Origin of the sequence: Aeromonas sp. S11(2024) (assembly GCF_041402345.1) — a bacterium.
In the GTDB taxonomy this organism is placed as follows: domain Bacteria; phylum Pseudomonadota; class Gammaproteobacteria; order Enterobacterales; family Aeromonadaceae; genus Aeromonas; species Aeromonas veronii.
Genome location: NZ_JBGLRC010000004.1, coordinates 70,966 through 87,380 on the forward strand (window position 1 = coordinate 70,966; position 16,415 = coordinate 87,380).

General features: G+C 51.3%; 17 protein-coding genes. 3 read left to right on the forward strand and 14 right to left on the reverse strand.

Annotated features, from left to right (window positions below):
* The first annotated feature begins 182 nt into the window (after positions 1 to 182).
* Positions 183 to 1,103: a hypothetical protein gene (locus tag ACB040_RS05065; protein ID WP_371153574.1), complete on the forward strand. Its 921-nt coding sequence runs from the start codon at positions 183 to 185 to the stop codon at positions 1,101 to 1,103.
* 453 nt (positions 1,104 to 1,556) lie between these two features.
* On the opposite strand, the gene ACB040_RS05070 is transcribed toward ACB040_RS05065, so the two are convergent.
* The 14 genes from ACB040_RS05070 to suhB form a co-directional block, all read right to left on the reverse strand.
* On the reverse strand, positions 1,557 to 1,892 hold the full coding sequence (locus ACB040_RS05070) for a GNAT family N-acetyltransferase (RefSeq protein WP_338775002.1): 336 nt from the start codon (positions 1,890 to 1,892) through the stop codon (positions 1,557 to 1,559).
* Positions 1,893 to 2,097: 205 nt separating this feature from the next.
* The gene (gene pseI, locus ACB040_RS05075) at positions 2,098 to 3,144 is read right to left on the reverse strand and encodes a pseudaminic acid synthase (protein WP_338771452.1); all 1,047 of its coding nucleotides are present in this window, start codon (positions 3,142 to 3,144) and stop codon (positions 2,098 to 2,100) included.
* Positions 3,145 to 3,275: 131 nt separating this feature from the next.
* Positions 3,276 to 3,914, reverse strand: coding sequence for a formyltransferase family protein (locus tag ACB040_RS05080; protein ID WP_331378286.1), 639 nt, complete (start codon positions 3,912 to 3,914; stop codon positions 3,276 to 3,278).
* Positions 3,915 to 4,868: a hypothetical protein gene (locus ACB040_RS05085; protein ID WP_371164846.1), complete on the reverse strand. Its 954-nt coding sequence runs from the start codon at positions 4,866 to 4,868 to the stop codon at positions 3,915 to 3,917.
* Positions 4,869 to 6,158, reverse strand: a complete 1,290-nt coding sequence (locus ACB040_RS05090; protein WP_338771445.1) for an aminotransferase class III-fold pyridoxal phosphate-dependent enzyme — start codon at positions 6,156 to 6,158, stop codon at positions 4,869 to 4,871.
* Positions 6,155 to 6,910, reverse strand: coding sequence for a glycosyltransferase family protein (locus ACB040_RS05095; RefSeq protein ID WP_338771443.1), 756 nt, complete (start codon positions 6,908 to 6,910; stop codon positions 6,155 to 6,157). Before ACB040_RS05095 ends, ACB040_RS05090 begins: the two co-directional genes overlap by 4 nt.
* On the reverse strand, positions 6,907 to 7,752 hold the full coding sequence (locus ACB040_RS05100; RefSeq protein WP_338771440.1) for an aldo/keto reductase: 846 nt from the start codon (positions 7,750 to 7,752) through the stop codon (positions 6,907 to 6,909). Before ACB040_RS05100 ends, ACB040_RS05095 begins: the two co-directional genes overlap by 4 nt.
* Entirely contained in the window at positions 7,743 to 8,885 is a 1,143-nt protein-coding gene (gene pseC / locus ACB040_RS05105) for a UDP-4-amino-4,6-dideoxy-N-acetyl-beta-L-altrosamine transaminase (protein ID WP_338771438.1), read from the reverse strand. The genes ACB040_RS05100 and pseC overlap by 10 nt, the downstream gene beginning before the upstream one ends.
* On the reverse strand, positions 8,882 to 9,886 hold the full coding sequence (pseB, locus tag ACB040_RS05110) for a UDP-N-acetylglucosamine 4,6-dehydratase (inverting) (RefSeq protein ID WP_338771435.1): 1,005 nt from the start codon (positions 9,884 to 9,886) through the stop codon (positions 8,882 to 8,884). The genes pseC and pseB overlap by 4 nt, the downstream gene beginning before the upstream one ends.
* Before the next feature lie 105 nt (positions 9,887 to 9,991).
* Positions 9,992 to 10,825 (reverse strand): cobalamin-binding protein, encoded by an 834-nt coding sequence (locus ACB040_RS05115; protein WP_371153570.1) that lies wholly within the window; start codon positions 10,823 to 10,825, stop codon positions 9,992 to 9,994.
* The gene (locus tag ACB040_RS05120; RefSeq protein WP_320545953.1) at positions 10,818 to 11,780 is read right to left on the reverse strand and encodes a cobalamin biosynthesis protein; all 963 of its coding nucleotides are present in this window, start codon (positions 11,778 to 11,780) and stop codon (positions 10,818 to 10,820) included. The genes ACB040_RS05115 and ACB040_RS05120 overlap by 8 nt, the downstream gene beginning before the upstream one ends.
* A complete protein-coding gene (mtnN, locus tag ACB040_RS05125) occupies positions 11,777 to 12,469 on the reverse strand; it encodes a 5'-methylthioadenosine/S-adenosylhomocysteine nucleosidase (RefSeq protein WP_021230869.1) in 693 nt (230 codons plus the stop codon). The genes ACB040_RS05120 and mtnN overlap by 4 nt, the downstream gene beginning before the upstream one ends.
* 169 nt (positions 12,470 to 12,638) lie before the next feature.
* Positions 12,639 to 13,571, reverse strand: coding sequence for a ZIP family metal transporter (locus ACB040_RS05130; protein WP_047440409.1), 933 nt, complete (start codon positions 13,569 to 13,571; stop codon positions 12,639 to 12,641).
* Between the two features lie 326 nt (positions 13,572 to 13,897).
* Entirely contained in the window at positions 13,898 to 14,701 is an 804-nt protein-coding gene (gene suhB, locus ACB040_RS05135) for an inositol-1-monophosphatase (RefSeq protein ID WP_005352992.1), read from the reverse strand.
* A 199-nt stretch (positions 14,702 to 14,900) separates the two neighbouring features.
* On the opposite strand from suhB, the gene ACB040_RS05140 reads away from it, so the two are divergent.
* Together ACB040_RS05140 and ACB040_RS05145 are read left to right on the forward strand one after the other, a co-directional pair.
* Complete coding sequence (locus ACB040_RS05140) at positions 14,901 to 15,347, forward strand: hypothetical protein (protein WP_371153566.1); 447 nt, start codon at positions 14,901 to 14,903, stop codon at positions 15,345 to 15,347.
* A 168-nt stretch (positions 15,348 to 15,515) separates the two neighbouring features.
* Positions 15,516 to 16,178 carry a glutathione S-transferase family protein gene (locus ACB040_RS05145; protein WP_005333923.1) on the forward strand — a complete coding sequence of 221 codons (663 nt, stop codon included), beginning with the start codon at positions 15,516 to 15,518 and terminating at the stop codon, positions 16,176 to 16,178.
* Positions 16,179 to 16,415: the final 237 nt, after the last annotated feature.

Consider the following 16,415-nt stretch of genomic DNA (forward strand, 5'->3'; position numbering starts at 1 on the left):
TTTGTTAAACCATATATAATAACAAAATGATTATTACATGTCGCGGTTTTTATTGATAGTGCTTTGCATGTTAAGTTTCTTAAATGGGTAAATTCCTCCATGACTGTTTTGTGGAAACTAGTTGTTTTTATTTAATAGCTACATTATTTACCCGCTAACATTTACGTTTAGTGAAGGTACTTATGGAAAAGAAATACTTAGAAATTATAGACGCGAGAAAAGCGTATTCAGAAGGTAATAATGTTACCGAATTGTTGCGTATTCAAAATGGCATTAACATTAATACTCCTGATATTATTGAGGTCGCTTATGATTTACAAGCCGGGACATATATCGATTTTGTAACAGAACACCATAATGATGCATCTTTATTTGCAACCGAAGTTGGGAAGATTTTAGATAATAACATCACACATGGAGATACATTGCTTGATATTGGAGCTGGTGAGCTTACAACATTAAGTTTAGTTTTATCTAGCATGGAAATGAGACCCAGTGAGATATTTGCTTTTGATATTAGTTGGTCAAGAATATATAAAGGTATTTCTTTTGCTAAGAATAACATGGGAGTGGACTATAAAAATTTAAAAGCATTTGTTGGTGACATAAGTGAGATACCTTTACATGACAAATCTATCAATGTGACTACTTCTTGTCATGCGCTAGAGCCGAATGGTGGAAAGTTAAAAGAGTTATTGCTAGAGTTATTTAGAGTGACGATTGATAAGTTGGTTTTATTCGAGCCATGCTACGAAATAAATAGTGAGAAAGGGAAGGCAAGGATGGATAAGCTCGGATATATTAAAGATATTGAAGGTGTTGTTAAGAAACTAGGTGGCGAAATAATTGAAATATTCAAAATTGAAAATTCTATAAACGAGTTAAATCCGACGGCATGTTTTATTATTAAACCCCCAGTAATAGCTGATCAAACTATTAATAAAGATACAGGTGGTTATTCTTTGCCTGGTACAAATATGTCTCTCAAAAAAGTGGGAGATTTTTACCATTCAATAGAGACAGGTTTAACCTTCCCTATATTAAAAGGTATACCAGTGATAAAATCGAAATGTGCAGTTCTCGCTACATCACTAACAAAATAACGGTGTTGCTGCCCAAATGGATATGGATGCAGCTTGAATGGAGCTAACTTAACCATAATCCCCTTCAAGTCTGCATCATGGGCACATCGCTTTATTCCATTGCCAATCGGCCTAAATACAAAAAGTCTTTGATTAACTGCGGTTTACTCAACTTCTGGATTGATGCCAACATCATGAACAGCTTGTTCAGGACTTTTTTGCTAAAATTTATGCGACACCACCGATTGGAAGCCGTATGATCATTCCCTTTTGTGAACGACTGTCAGGTTAATATCATTTCCATACAAATGGTCAGATGAGTACGGTCTGAATATGCATTATATTGTAGCTCCTTCGACATAGACTTTAAAACGGTATGTATAGCGTTTTAAAATCTATTCCTAAAATAATTGACTGATATGTCATTTCATTTAAGCTTACCTAAAAGAATTAATGAAGTCCAACCGTGAGACATCAAAAAATGCTCTTTCTTTCACCCTCAATGTAATATCCATTTTTTAAAAATGCTTTTATGGAACCTAAGTTTTCTTTATAAGCACCAGCGGTGACCTTATGTAGCTCTAGTTTTGAAAAACAATAATCAGTGGCTAAATTGATTGCTTCTGTTGCTACACCCTTCCCCCAATAATCCTTATCGTCAATTAAAATCCCTAACTCAGCTCTGCGATGTATTTCATCGATGGCAGATAGTTTTAGATTTCCTATATGTTTGTTGTTTTTTTTATCTATGATAGCCATCAGTATATCTATATCATCGTTGATTAGATAATAGTGACGCAGTTTCTCGATGTCCCAATAATTAGTCGTGCTTCTAGATAGCGATTAGTATCGGGGTCATTCAACCATGAGCAATATGTCTCATTAATATCAGAAAGCAAAAGCTTTCTGAGGGTTATGTTATTACCTTGAATTGGATTATATTTAAGGGGAACTAAATCAGTCATATATTATCACTCATATCACATATCATGTTATAAATCGGTCTTGCTTCACACTATATGAAATCATCCATACTAACAGCTTTGCCACGATGTATGTTGTGATGAGTCTTCTTTCCAAGTATTTGCGATAGGACTTCAGGGGGTAATCCATAACCTGGCCGGATCCGCCGAATGTGTTCCGGTTTTATGGTGGTGCCAGCAGGAAGGTCGACGACAAAATAAAGAGAACGACGAAATATTAAGCTGGATTTTTCAGCATGGTTGTTACCACTCTCACCGGATCCCAATGCTTGCCAACAGAGGTTGGTCTGGTCGCATAATGCTTTCAATTCATCTGGCTCTAAAGAAAATTCAGCATCAGGTCCACCATCTGCGCGAGCAAGAGTCACATGCTTCTCGATGGCAACCGCGCCCAAGGCGACAGCCAGCTGAGCGGCGGTATTGCCCAGTGTATGATCAGACAGGCCTACGGGTACTGAAAAAGTTTCCGCTAAACGAGTGATTCGTTTGAGGTTGATATCGGCAAGCGGTGTCGGGTAGCCGCTTACACAATGAAGCAATAGAATCTGTGTGCATCCATTGTCACGTAGAATGGTCAGAGCTTGGGCTATTTCAGCTTCACTAGACATTCCTGAAGAAATAATGACTGGTTTTCCTTGCTGGGCCACATACTTTATCAAAGGGTGATCTGTGATTTCGAATGAGGCAATCTTGTATGCAGGTGTGCCTAGACTCTCTAAAAAATCGACAGCACTCTCATCAAATGGTGTCGAGAAAATAATTAGTCCTCTAGTTTTTGCTCGCTCGAAAAGTGCTTGATGCCATTCCCACGGCGTATGGGCTTGTTTATATAAGTCATACAGTGTATACCCATCCCATAATCCACCTTGAATATGAAACTCTGGCAAATCGATATCCAATGTCATTGTATCAGCAGTATAGGTTTGTAATTTTATGGCATCAGCACCAGCATCCGCAGCTGCATCGATGAGCGCTAGTGCATTTTCTAATCTCCCATTATGATTACCTGATAGCTCCGCAATAATGAAGGGTTTTTTGTGATGCCCAATCTCTCTTCCATCAATAGAAAAATATGACATGGTGTCCTACTTGCTTAACATGTGATCATAGTTGAAGTATTCATTTTTGCAGGCAATCTGTCAAATAAACAGTTACCATCATAAAAATTGACTACATTGCCTTTTGCTATGTATTACTTACTCGAAGTAAATTATTTTATGATTTTTTCAATTTTTATTTTATACGTGTGACCATTTCTTTCAAAGAAAGCGGGATAGCGTTCTGGATCGGCCACGCGTAGCAAGTTAAATTGCTCATCAATGGTCTTTTTGATATCAATTCTACTATCTTCAGGTGTTCGCTTTCTGTAGAAAGTTGGTTCACCAACTTGTTCAAATGGAGAGGATGTGTAAATATTTTTTATTGCCCATGACATCAACTCTATTTCGGATGAAAAAATTTTATTATTTATTTCATCGAAAAGCTCACTACCATCAAAGAATATTTCTTTTTGTTTCCATATTTTCCCAGAATCTAGTTTGTCTTCTGCATCTAAAAGTGTTAGGAGAATACGGTTTTTCCCTTCAACTATTTGCCAAATATGAGGAGACATGCCCCTTCCATAAGGCAGATTACTTGCGTGGAGGACTAGTGTATAATCGAAATTGTCTCTTGTTTCTTTATCTATTATTTCATGGCAAGAAACTAAAAAGAGAATGTTGCCTGTGGTTAACTGGTTTGATTTAGTTACTATGTTGATCTCGTGTCGTGCACTTATATTGTGCGCCCAAGTGTGAATCCAACTATTTACAGGGTGGTTACTCTCGGAACAAATTATTGATATCTTCATTTAAGAACCTATCAGCACATTAATTAATTTGTTAACGCCCTGCCCATCGATGAGTGATTGTGCATGTTTGGCAATTGAATCTCTATATATGGGGGATGACATTTTCGTTAACTGAGTGGCTATTTTTTCATCAAACAATGGATCATCCCAATATATCCCATCTGGGAATAAGCTATTTTCCTGACTCCATTTAAATTGTTTTTTTTGATTGTCAACAACACAAACCAAAATGCTAGGTAAGCCACATTTAGCAAGTTCAAACATGGTTTGTCCCGCCGAACTAATGGCAAGGTCACATTGAGACATCAATTGCAACATCTCAATGTCATTAATATTTTTGTAGATGGTGCACTCTTTATTAAACGCAACATCTTGATTGTTTGAAATAATATTTACATGTGCGTTTGGATACATGGCAATAACTAGGTTGAATATACGCCCAGTCAGATTTCTGATATCTGTTGCACCCATAACAATTAAAATATTAGTAATGTCGCTGGTCGATTTTTCCCTCACAGCAGTATTCCAAAAAGCTGGCCTCAATGGTTGCCACTCAATACCCATAAGCCATTTTGCATCAACAAGATGATCAGGTTTTTGCTCTGGTATACAGTGAACTGCTAATCCATTCGGATAATTCAATCGGAAAGTATCATCAAGATACACAGTTTGTAAAAAACAATCAGAAATCTTTTTTAAAACAGGTGGTGATGCATAGTAACTATCAATAAGTGCAAAGCCAGTGATGCTATTAACTACCCCCGGATTATCTTGCCAGCATATCCAGGAGATATTTTCATTTGGAATAAAATTCTGCGCACATGAATCTCCATCTATTATCCAATAGACGTCACCCCCTCTTTGTTTCCATGCACATGCATAGGCGCTACAGCGGCTTATATGTCCCATGCCGCGCTGTAGATCTCCTTCGGTAAATATCCATAGTGGTAGCAATTATCTCACCTTGAATACAGGTTGAATGGACTCGCCATCAAGCGCACTGGCCAGTGTCAGATCTCTATCGTGGCGAATGAGCGCTGGCAGTATGTCGCGATAGGCGGCCAGCAAAGCGGCCACATCCTGTTCGCTGTGTGCCAGATTCATATTGTGACTGCCAAGGGTGAGGATCCCTTGCTTGCACAACTCCTGGAGCAGATAGCTCTTGAGAAGCCAGGTTGAGTGGTTTACTGAATCCGCAACCAGCAGAAAGCTCCAGCTCGGATGTCCGGCGGTATGCAGCCAGTCCGGGGCATCGATCTCTTTTAGCAAGCTATCGAGCCCATCCAGTACCTGTTGTCCCCGCTCTGCAAGCCTCTTTGGTACATCCAGTCGCTGCATCTTCTTGATGACGGCGTTGGCGGCGGCGAGCGCAATCACGTCCCCGCCGAAGGTGCCGGAGAAGAAGATATCTTCCATCCGTTTCATATATTGGCGGCGGCCAACAACGGCGGAAATCGGGAAACCATTGGCCATGCCTTTGCCGAACGCAGCAAGATCCGGCGTCACACCAAAGAGGCTCTGTGCCCCGCCCAAGTGGTAGCGAAAACCGGTAATGGTCTCATCAAAGATAAGTAGTGCGCCATGGGCATCGCAGAGTTGGCGCAGACCGGGCAGAAAATCCGGGGTTGGCCAGGTTACATTCATCGGTTCCAGAATGACGGCTGCAAACTCGCCCGGGTGAGCTTCCAGCAGGCACTGCAGCGAGGCAAGATCGTTGTAGTCAAATCTGTGGGTCAGCTCTCTCACGCACTCGGGGACCCCCAAATGGCGGGTGGTTGAGCCGATGTACCAGTCTTGCCAGCCATGATAGCCACAGACGGCTACCCTCTCGCGGCCTGTGACTGCTCTGGAGAGCCTGATACAGGCTGAGGTGGCATCAGTCCCGTTTTTGCCAAAGCGAACCATTTCGGCGCAGGGGATGAGCTCAATGAGCTGTTCAGCGACTTCAGTCTCCAGCCGGTGGGGAAGGGAGAAGATCGAGCCAAGACTGAGTTGCTCCATTACCGCTTCATTCACATCTGGATCGCAATATCCAAGACTGATGGCCAGTAGGCCGCTGGCAAAATCAAGATACTCGTTGCCATCTACATCCCAAACATGCGCCCCATTGCCGCGCTCGATAAAGAGTGGGGCTGCGCCATAGGGGAAACAGAGGCGACTTTTGGAGAAGGTTTGGGAGCCGAGTGGAATGCTCTGTTCCGCCCGAACCGAGAGAGCGAGTGAATGTTGATAACGTGAGGTCATATATGATTCTCCTTGGCCAGCGAATTAGCCAATCCTTCGTTGCGCTTGTGCCGGGTATTCAGTGTTGTCAGCTCCGGTTGCTGCGCCAGCAGGGCGAGGATATCGTCGGTCGTAAAGGTTGGGTTGACAGGATAGAGAGTCTTATAAATGTGCTCTACCAGCTCAAAATCGGCAGGCTCATCGACAGTCCAGCGCAGGTGGGCCAGCGAAGGCGAGCGCTGCAGTTCACCAATGGAAAACTGCTCGGGATGACAGCGAACGTAATAGGTGACATGTTCCCGCTCGGTCTGCGTGGTGGCCTTTTCCTGCAAGGTTGCCAGAGTCGCTCCAGTCATGATCTCGGCATCCAGCCCATCCGGATAACTGGGATTACCGCAGTTGCTGCTGTAGTCGAACTTGCCCGAGAGATGGAGGGCTATCAGCTCGTCTATTACCATTGGGTCTGCCAGTGGGCAGTCAGCTGTGAGACGCACAACATGGGTCGGACTATAGGGTTGGGCCGCCAGATAGAAACGCAGCAATACATCGTCAAGAGGACCGCAGAAACAGGGGATATGCAACTTTTCGCACAGTTCGGCAATGGCACGATCTTCTGGCTTATCGCTGGTGGCAACCAGCAGCTTGTCCAGTAGTTTGCTCTGTTGCAGCCGTTCAATCTGCCTTGCCAGCATGGGTTCGCCCAGCAGTTCCTTCAGTACCTTGTTGGGCAGGCGGGAAGAACTGGTTCTGGCCTGCAGAATACCTAGGATCATCGTGTTCTCCAGAGTCCGGGGTTGATAAGTTCCTGTTCCATAGACGCCAGATGGGAGATATCGGCCTCGTAGCAATCGTGCAACGCTTGACTGGCCGCAACGATAGCGGCCAGCTCTTGGGCATGACAAACACCGACAACAAAGCGGCTTACCTGTGGTAGGGCCGTCATGATGGAGAGGGCTCTGCCAAGCGGGGCCATTGAGGGATGCCAGTGGTCAAACCGTTCAAGTGCGGTAGCGAAACGCTGAAAATAGTCAGGTCGCTGTGCTGGCTGCATCAACAACAGTCCCTGCAAAAAGAGCGAGCGAACATGGATTTCACACCCCATATCTACCAGTTTGTCGAGCCATCCAGTGCGTAAAAAGCGTTGATCGAGCAAATTGGCAGGTAATTGCACCAGTTCCAGAGGATAGCCAGCAGCGCTCCAGGTATCGAGCTCCTCCGGGGAGTAGACGGAGAGCCCGAGTTTTCCGATCGTGCCCTGTTGCTGCCAATCGGTGAGTAACTCGAACAAGGCAGGTGAGGCATCTTGGCTACGGTGCAGCAGCAAACCATCGAGCCGTTTTCGCCCCAGCCAATGCAAGCTGTTGTTGAGCGCTGCCTTGACATCGGACAGCGGTAGCCCTGGTGCCAGCTTGTCGATGAGAGTGAAGTCGGTGATATCTCTTTGCCCCAGCCTCTGCTCGGCATTGCCATAGGCTTGCGCCGTATCCAGGGTATCGATACCTGCTTGACGAGCTAACGCAATGATCCCGTCGAGTTCCTCATCGCTGACTTGTCCGTCGTGATTGCTGATCCCGTAATCCAGACCGAATTGCACTGTGCCCAGAGCTAGCCGCATAGTGCCTGCTCCAGCGCATCTACGACCTGTTGCTGATCCGAGTGTGTCAGAGCCGGGAACAGCGGAAGGGAGATTGCGCCCTGATAGTAGGCTTGCGCGCCCGGATAGTTTGCTGGGTTATGTCCCAGCCCACGGTAGTAGGGTTGGGCAGGGATAGGAATATAGTGAACGTTGACGCCAATGCCGGCAGCCCGCAGGCGGGCAAACACCTGATCGCGTTCAGCCACCTGAATGACATAGAGGTGATAACCGCTCTGGCGATTATTACTCTGCTGCAACGGCTGGACTGGCAAGAGGGATAACAGCGCGTCATATCGTCTGGCAAGTTCACGACGCTGGGTAATGAACTGATCAAGACGGCTCAACTGACTAAGCCCTAGTGCCGCCTGAATGTCGGTCAAGCGATAGTTGAAGCCCAGAAGTTGTTGCTCGTAATACCATTCTCCGGGAGAGGGCATGAACAGCGCTTGCGGATCGCGAGTTATCCCGTGGCTGCGATAGAGTCGCAATTTGGCTGCGAGTTCCGGATCCCTGGTGGTGATGGCGCCTCCTTCTGCGGTCGTAATCGGTTTGACTGGATGAAAGCTGAAGACCGTCATATCGCTGTGACGGCAACTACCGATAGGTGACCCCTGATAGTGGGCACCCAGTGCATGGCAGGCATCCTCGATCAGAACGATTCCGTACTGGCGACAGAGCGCACCGATCTCTTCGAGATCGCAGGGCTGTCCGGCCAGATGTACAGCAATCAGCGCTTTTGGAAGGGAGCGGGTGAGCACTGCTTGCTGTAGTTTCTTATCCAGTGCTAATACATCGAGGTTACCGGTAGCAGGGTCAACGTCGACAAAATCAACGTTGGCATTGCAGTAGCGAACGCAGTTCGCCGAGGCAACAAAACTGACCGCAGAAACCCAAACTGTATCTTTGGCGCCAAGCTCCAGTACTGCGCAGGCCAGATGAAGCGCAGTGGTGCCGTTACTGCAAGCAACCACATGCGGCACGTGGCAGTAATCGGCCAGTCCTTGTTCGAAAGCGGGAACGGCTTCGCCTTGGGTCAGATAATCAGATTTCAGTACGGTAACGACAGCTGAGATATCGGCATCGCTGATCGATTGGCGGCCATAAGGGATCATTCGGATAACACCTGCTGGTTCATGCTCTGTAGTTCAGCTATCGACAGAAAGTGCTGATTATTTAGAGAATTGTATTCAAAGCCCGGTGCAACCAGCGTGGCTGTTTCACCCAGAGCATTAATGCTGAAATCATTGTTGCGGCTGGTGAAGCTGATGCTGGGGGCAATCACGTAGTAATCATTGAACTCATAAGTGTGGAAAGAGTCGTCAGCCGGACACATCACCTCGTGCAGCTTCTCCCCGGGGCGGATGCCGATGATCTCCTGTTGAAGGGCCGGTGCCATGGCCGCCGCCAGATCGGTGATCTTGACCGATGGAATTTTCGGCACGAACAATTCCCCACCGCGCATACGATGGAAGTTGCTAAGAACAAAGTCTACGCCTTGCTGCAAGGTCAGCCAGAAGCGGGTCATCTCGGGGTGGGTGATAGGCAGCGTACTGGCGCCGCTCTTGATCAGATTGTCGAAGAAGGGAACTACTGAGCCCCTTGAGCCGACCACGTTGCCATAACGTACCACCGAGAAGATGGTCGGGTTCTTGCCCGCCATATTGTTGGCGGCGACAAAGAGTTTGTCAGAACAGAGCTTGGTTGCCCCGTAAAGGTTGATCGGGTTGGCAGCCTTGTCGGTTGAGAGTGCAATGACCTTCTGCACGCCATTGTTGAGAGCGGCCTTGATGACGTTTTCGGCTCCTCCAACGTTGGTCTTGATGCATTCCATCGGGTTGTATTCGGCAGCTGGCACTTGCTTGAGCGCAGCGGCATGCACCACAAAGTCGACGTCGCGCATCGCCATGTCGAGGCGCTCGGCATCGCGAACATCGCCGATAAAATAGCGCATGCAGGTATGGTTGAAACGCTGCTGCATTTCAAACTGCTTGAGCTCATCACGAGAGTAGACGATCAGTCGTGCCGGTTGGTAGCGGGATAGCACGGTTGCGATGAATTTTTTGCCAAATGACCCTGTGCCACCGGTAACCAGGATTGTTTTTCCATTAAACATGACGGTGTCCCATGATGAAGATTGGTATCTATGGAATTCTAAAGCACTTTTTATGCCATTTGCAGACGTAAATTGGAAGGCGTGATCTGAATGGCTGTTTTTTGGCTATTTGTTGCTGCGTTGGGCAATGGCTCGGCAAGCCTGCTCCACTGCATTGAGGGCTCTCGGCGTGAAACGGTGCAGCTCATCCGAGTTGATCAAATCGAGTCGCTGATGCTGCACCGCGTCGAGATTTGGCCACTTTCGCCAGTGACGCAGGGCGTCAGGATCTTGACTCCCGGCCAGGATCAGAGCTGGGTTGGCCCTGATGACCTGTTCAATATTCACCTGAGGGTAGGGTGTTCTGGCATTGCTCATGACGTTGACTCCGCCACAGAGCTCGATGGCCTGAGCGGGCCAGGCATTGCCGCTCACACTGGTGAGGGGGGGATACCAGAGCTGGTAGAACACCTTGACGTCGGTTGGCCTGCCATAGCGCTGTTGCAGGGAATGCAGGCGTGCCAGATAGCGATCGGCGGCTTCGTTGGCGCTCTTTTCCACCCCCAGCAATTTGCCCAGCGCCCGCATCTCGGCAGCCAGCGAGACAAAATCGGTAGGCTCAGAGTAGAAAACCGGGATACCCAGCTGCTCCAACGGGGCCAGCATCCGTGATTGAGCCGAGCGCCAGCCGAGAATGAGGTCCGGCTTTTGCGCCAGCAGGGCCTCGACATTGATGCTGCGATAATTCGCCACCTTTGGCTTGGTTTTGACCTCGGGGGGATAGTCTGAGGCATCGTCGATGGCCACCAGCTTGTCACCGGCGCCGATGTCATAAAGCAGCTCGGTAAGATGGGGTACTATGCTCACCACCCGGGTCGGCGTTGCGGCCTGCAGGGCACCGGGCAACCAGGCAATCAGTACGCAGGGCAGCCAGAGCGGCAATCGCAACCATCTAACCATGAAGTAACCCCGCCACAGTGACAAGCAGCGCCAGCATCAACCAGCCCCAGCCAATTCCTTGCAGAATATTGAGCACCTTGCGCGGTGTCTCGCTCTCTGGCTCAGCACCAGTGCCGATGACGGGCCAACGCTGGAGAGTCCCCTGATAGTAGCGGGGGCCGCCAAGGCGGAGCCGGCACTTGTCAGCAAGTAGCGTCAACAGCATCCCGATGGTGGGAGAGGGCCAGAGCGTCCCACTGCGCAGCAGTTGAGTGGCTTGCTTGAGCCGCGGGAGCAGGAGTGGCAGCCCCAGCAGCAGGATGATGGGTGCATTGAGCCCCTGATAGAGGGCGCTGGCGGCGCGACCAAAGTGGTCGAAGGCGGGATCTTTGCGACTCCAGCTCTGATTCATCAGCTGCACCAGTCGCCAGAGCAGGGCGCCCTGTACGCCAGCCAGGGCAAATCCCAGCAGCGGGCCAGCCCATTGGCCGATCAGACGCAGGGCGCAGCTCTCCGTCACCGCTTTGGCGAGCCCCATGGCCGAGAGTTTGCCGGTTTCCCGTTTGAGCCAGGGGGCGGACTGCAATCTCGCCAGCGGCAGCGTCTCCTGCGTAGCGAGCGAGCGGGTGGCATGGGCGAGTTCGCGCAGCGGACGGGATTCGAGCATCAGCAGCAGGAACAGCAGGTCGAAGATCGGCTCGCTCAATGCCAGATTGCGCAACGACCACAGCCCGGCGGCGCAGGGTACCCATACCACCAGCATCGCCAACATACCTGCTTGCACCTGCTGGCGTGGCGTGCCATCGGCCCTGTGCACCTTGCGCCCCAGCCGGGTCAGCAGGGGCGTGACGGCCGAAAGACGCAGATGGGATGGCCACGGGATCACCGCCTCCAGCAGGGCTGCCCCCACCAGAATGGCCGCCATCGTAGAAAGGAGGGCGTCGGCCATCAAATCAAGCGAGCCGGTCTCGATCACAGCTTGCCGAGCATCTTGATGATCACTTCGGCGGAGTGCTTGCCAGCCACTTCGATAAAGGCATCGAAGGATTCAACCTGTTCCTTGCCAGCGATATCGGACATGGCGCGTACCACCAGATAGGGCACCTTGAACATGTGGCACACCTGACCGATCGCTGCACCTTCCATCTCGACCGCCAGCATCTGCGGGAAGTCGGCGCGAGCCTTGGCGATGGCGTCCGGTTTGCACATGAACTGATCGCCGGTGCAGATAAGGCCGACCTTGGTCTGGTGTTTGCCTTGTTCGGCGATGCAATCCTGAGCGACCGCGATGAGTTTCTCGTCGCAGGGGAAGGCGGCGGGTTGCTGCGCCATCTGGCCCATCTCGTAACCAAAGGCGGTCACGTCCACATCGTGGAAACGCATCTCGCTGGCGATCACCACATCACCGATATGCAGGTCTTGGGCAAAGCCGCCCGCAGAGCCGGTATTGATGACGCAGTCGGGGGCAAATTTTTCCAGCAGCAGGCTGGTAGCCACGCTGGCGGCGACCTTACCGATACCGGAGCGGGTCAGGATCACCTCTTTGCCTGCCAGCTCCCCTTGATAGAACTCGCAGCCGCCCAGTTGCAGGGTAGTGGGGTTGCTCATCTGGCTGCGCAGCAGGGCCACTTCTTGCTCCATGGCGCCGATAATACCTACTTTCATTGCTGACCTCGTCTTGATAGCCGTGTGGCTGAATTTAAGTTGCTGTAGATCATAACAAAAGATGGCGTCGGCGCCGAGAGGCACAAGCGAAAGGAGAGATGAAACGCGGCGCTCCATATGGGAGCGCCGCAGGTGACAAAAAGCATTGATGAGAGAGGGGCTAGTGTCTTTAGCCGAGCGCGGTATCGAGGGTCATCATCAGGGCAAAGCCTGCCATCAGGCCGAGGGTGGCATAGGTCTGGTGACCGTTGCGGTGAGTCTCCGGAATTACCTCGTGCGAGACCACAAACAGCATGGCGCCGGCGGCGAGCCCAAGTCCGATGGGGTAGGCGATGGCAAGGCCGCTGGAGAGCCCGACCCCGAGCAGGGCGCCAACCGGTTCGAGCAGGCCGCTGGCGATGGCGACCAGCACCGCCACCGAGGGGCGAAAACCGGCGGCGCACATGGCCAGCGCCACCGCCAATCCTTCCGGAATATCCTGCAGTGCGATGGCAGTGGTAAGCGGCAGCCCCACCGACATATCCCCCTGCGAGAAGCTGACCCCGATGGCCATCCCCTCCGGCAGGTTGTGCAGGGCGATGGCAAAGACGAACAGCCAGACCCGGGAGCAGCTCTCGTGGCCGGGACCGCAGGGGCCGGTCTTGTCATGCTCGTGCGGGGTGAACTGATCCAGCCCCAGCATCAACAGCACCCCGAGGGTCATGCCGACCACCACCACGGCGGCGGCGCTAAAGCCGTTGCCGGTAATCCCCTCGGCGGCCTCCAGCCCCGGCAGCAGCAGGGAGAAGGCACTGGCCGCCAGCATCATACCGGCGGCAAAGCCCAGCATGGTGTCCTCAACCTTTTGCGGTACCGAGCGCAGAAACAGGGCGGGCAGGGCGCCGATGGCGGTGGCGGCAAACCCGGCAGCACCACCGACAAGGCCGTAGCGCACGCCGCTGGTCACCTCTCCGGTAGCGAGCATGATGAGACTCTGCAACAGTAGCAACAAGACGGCAGCCAGCGCGATAAAGAGGCCGAGAGCAGTGAGTGGGCGACTTTGCATCTGGCTGCGCAGTTGCTGTGACCAGGATAACGGAGGAAGAGCTGAGAGATGGTCCATGGTATGACCTCAAGGTGTGCAAAGTGGATGGTGGCATTACATCCACTTGGCCACCCCTTGTCCATGTCTGCAAGGCGATTGCCGCTATCTGAAAATCTGGAAAGAGTTTATCCAGGCAAACACATGGGAATCTTATCGGTAGCCAAAGGCGGGGGGGCAAGAGGGGTTGTCTGCAAATGACTGAAGTGGATGTTGAGTGGCAAGTGGGGATGCATCGCTAACTCTTTTAAATCAGCTGCAGATGTCTGCCTTGGTGTTCGGATAACAGAAACAAAAAAACCGGCTTGCGCCGGTTTTCTTGTCTTGGTGAATGCTGGGGAGCTGGCTTATTTGGCCAGGGACTCCGGCAGCTCTTCACGGATCTTGCCCAGCATCTCTTTCAGGACGCGCGGGTTGGCAACCACGATGTTGCCGGAGTTTTCGTAGTTATGACCACCTACGAAGTCAGTGACGATGGCGCCGGCTTCTTTGGCCAGCAGTTCACCGGCAGCTGTGTCCCAAGGCTTGAGGCCGATTTCCCAGAAACCGTCGACGCGACCGGCAGCCACGTAGGCCAGATCCAGTGCGGCAGAGCCGGAGCGACGGATGTCGGCACATTCGATGAACATGCTCTGGAACATCTTCAGGTAGGACTCGATGTGGTGCTTTTGCTTGTAGGGGAAACCTGTGGCCAGTACGGTGCCAGCCAGCTCTTTGGCTTTGCCGACACGAATGCGGTAGCCGTTCAGCTGGGCGCCGCTACCACGGGTAGCAGTAAACAGCTCGTCACGGATGGGATCGTAAACAACGGCTTGTTCAGTCTTGCCCTTGACACGCAGGGCGATGGAGACGGCAAAGTGCGGAATGCCTTTGACCAGGTTAGTCGTGCCATCCAGTGGGTCAATGATCCATTGGTAGTCCGGATTGGTACCGGCAATCTCACCAGACTCTTCAGCAACAATGCTGTGCTCCGGGTAAGATTTTTTGATGGTGTGAATGATGGCCGCTTCGGCTTCACGGTCAACGTTGGTCACGAAGTCATTGCTGCCTTTTTGGATAGCCTCAATGTTCTCAGGCTGGGAGAAGGCTTTTACTACAACTTGACCGGCGTTGCGCGCAGCGCGCACGGCGATATTCAGCATCGGATGCATAGGTTCACCACTGGATGTTAAAGAACGGGGGATAAAAGGACGCGATATGATACCAGTATTTTGTGCGATGGCAACTGTTATCCCCCTACGACCAATTGATTACCACTGCCAGATTTGACGGCTCCAATATAGACCAGATCTGCGCTAGTCTTATCCCAGCAGCCGGATACAGGCTGTCATGAGCATAGGGATGTGAACCATGAATTTGTCATTAGTGAGTCAGAACGTGTCAGCGGCCAGCGAGGGATTGTTGGCCATCTTGCGGTCATCACCCGAGTATGGTGATCACTTTGCCCACATCACCGTGACCCCCCTGGCCCAGTGGCAACCGGCCAAGACGGAGGCGGCGATCCTGCTGATCGACGGCGATGCGCCCTGGCAGGATGCCGGATTTGCCCGGGGAGAGGATGAGACGATCGGTTTGCCGGTCTTGCCGCTGCTGGTCCGCAAGGGGGACAAGGAGCTGACGGTCTACGGGCCGGATGTGCGTGACTATTTTGTCTCAAACGGCATCGTGCTGGATGAGTCAGAGCTGGCCGAGCCTGCCTGCAGCCGGGTGCTGTTGCGCAAGCTGGAGTCCTACTTCCCGCTGCTTTCCCGCCTGATCATGCTGCGCCAGCGCAAGCCGGTCGCCGTGATCAACTAATATCTACCATCGCCAGAGCGCACCAGCGGCGCACCGTGGCCTTGTTTGGCCTACGGTGCGCCGCTTTTTAATGGTCTGGAGCCGGTCACTTGTTGCAAGATGAGGCGACTATGGTGTTGCACCCTGTTCCAACCGTGCAATCTGGCTATGACCAACAAGGAGTGAATCATGATCGACTTTTACACCGCCGCGACCCCCAATGGTTTCAAAGTGGCGATCGCCCTCGAAGAGCTGGGTTTGCCCTATCGGGTCATTCCTCTCGATCTCTCGGCGCTGGATCAGAAGAAGCCCGAGTTTCTTGCCATCAATCCCAATGGCCGCATTCCGGCCATCGTCGATCGGGATAACGACGATTTCGCCGTATTCGAGTCGGGGGCCATCCTCATATATCTGGCGGAGAAAGCAGGCAAGTTGCTGCCCGCTGATCCCAAACGCCGCTCTCAGGCCATCCAGTGGCTGATGTTCCAGATGGGCGGGGTAGGACCCATGATGGGGCAGGCCAATGTCTTCTACCGCTATTTCCCCGAAAAGATCCCCGCCGCCATCGAACGTTACCAGAAGGAGGGGCGCCGTCTGTTCGAGGTGCTCGACAGCCATCTGGCCCACCACGAATATCTGGCGGACGAGTACAGCATCGCCGACATTGCCACCTGGCCCTGGGTGCGTATTTATGACTGGAGCGGCATCTCCATCGAGGGATTGCCCCATCTGCAAGCCTGGATGGATCGCATGGCAGAGAAGCCTGCCTGCCAGAAGGGGATCACCATACCGCCGCGTAAGGAGCAGCCCGATGAGCTGATCAAGCAGGCGCAACAGATGGTAACTCGTTGATTTTTAACTGCTGACGGGGCGAAGTGCCCCATAATATTAGAAAAACTAAGGCAAGCCGATTATAAAGATTCGTTCGTTTTTTGTGAGCTGAATCACTATGATGCCCCCATACCACCAAACGTCCTGTGCGGTGGCTTGGCGGGCTCCCCGCCTACTGTTTCCAACACTGTTTTTGATTGCATCACAACCTCTGTGATCAGATTCCTCTGGGCCATTTTGTGCCAGAGGGGCGGCAGC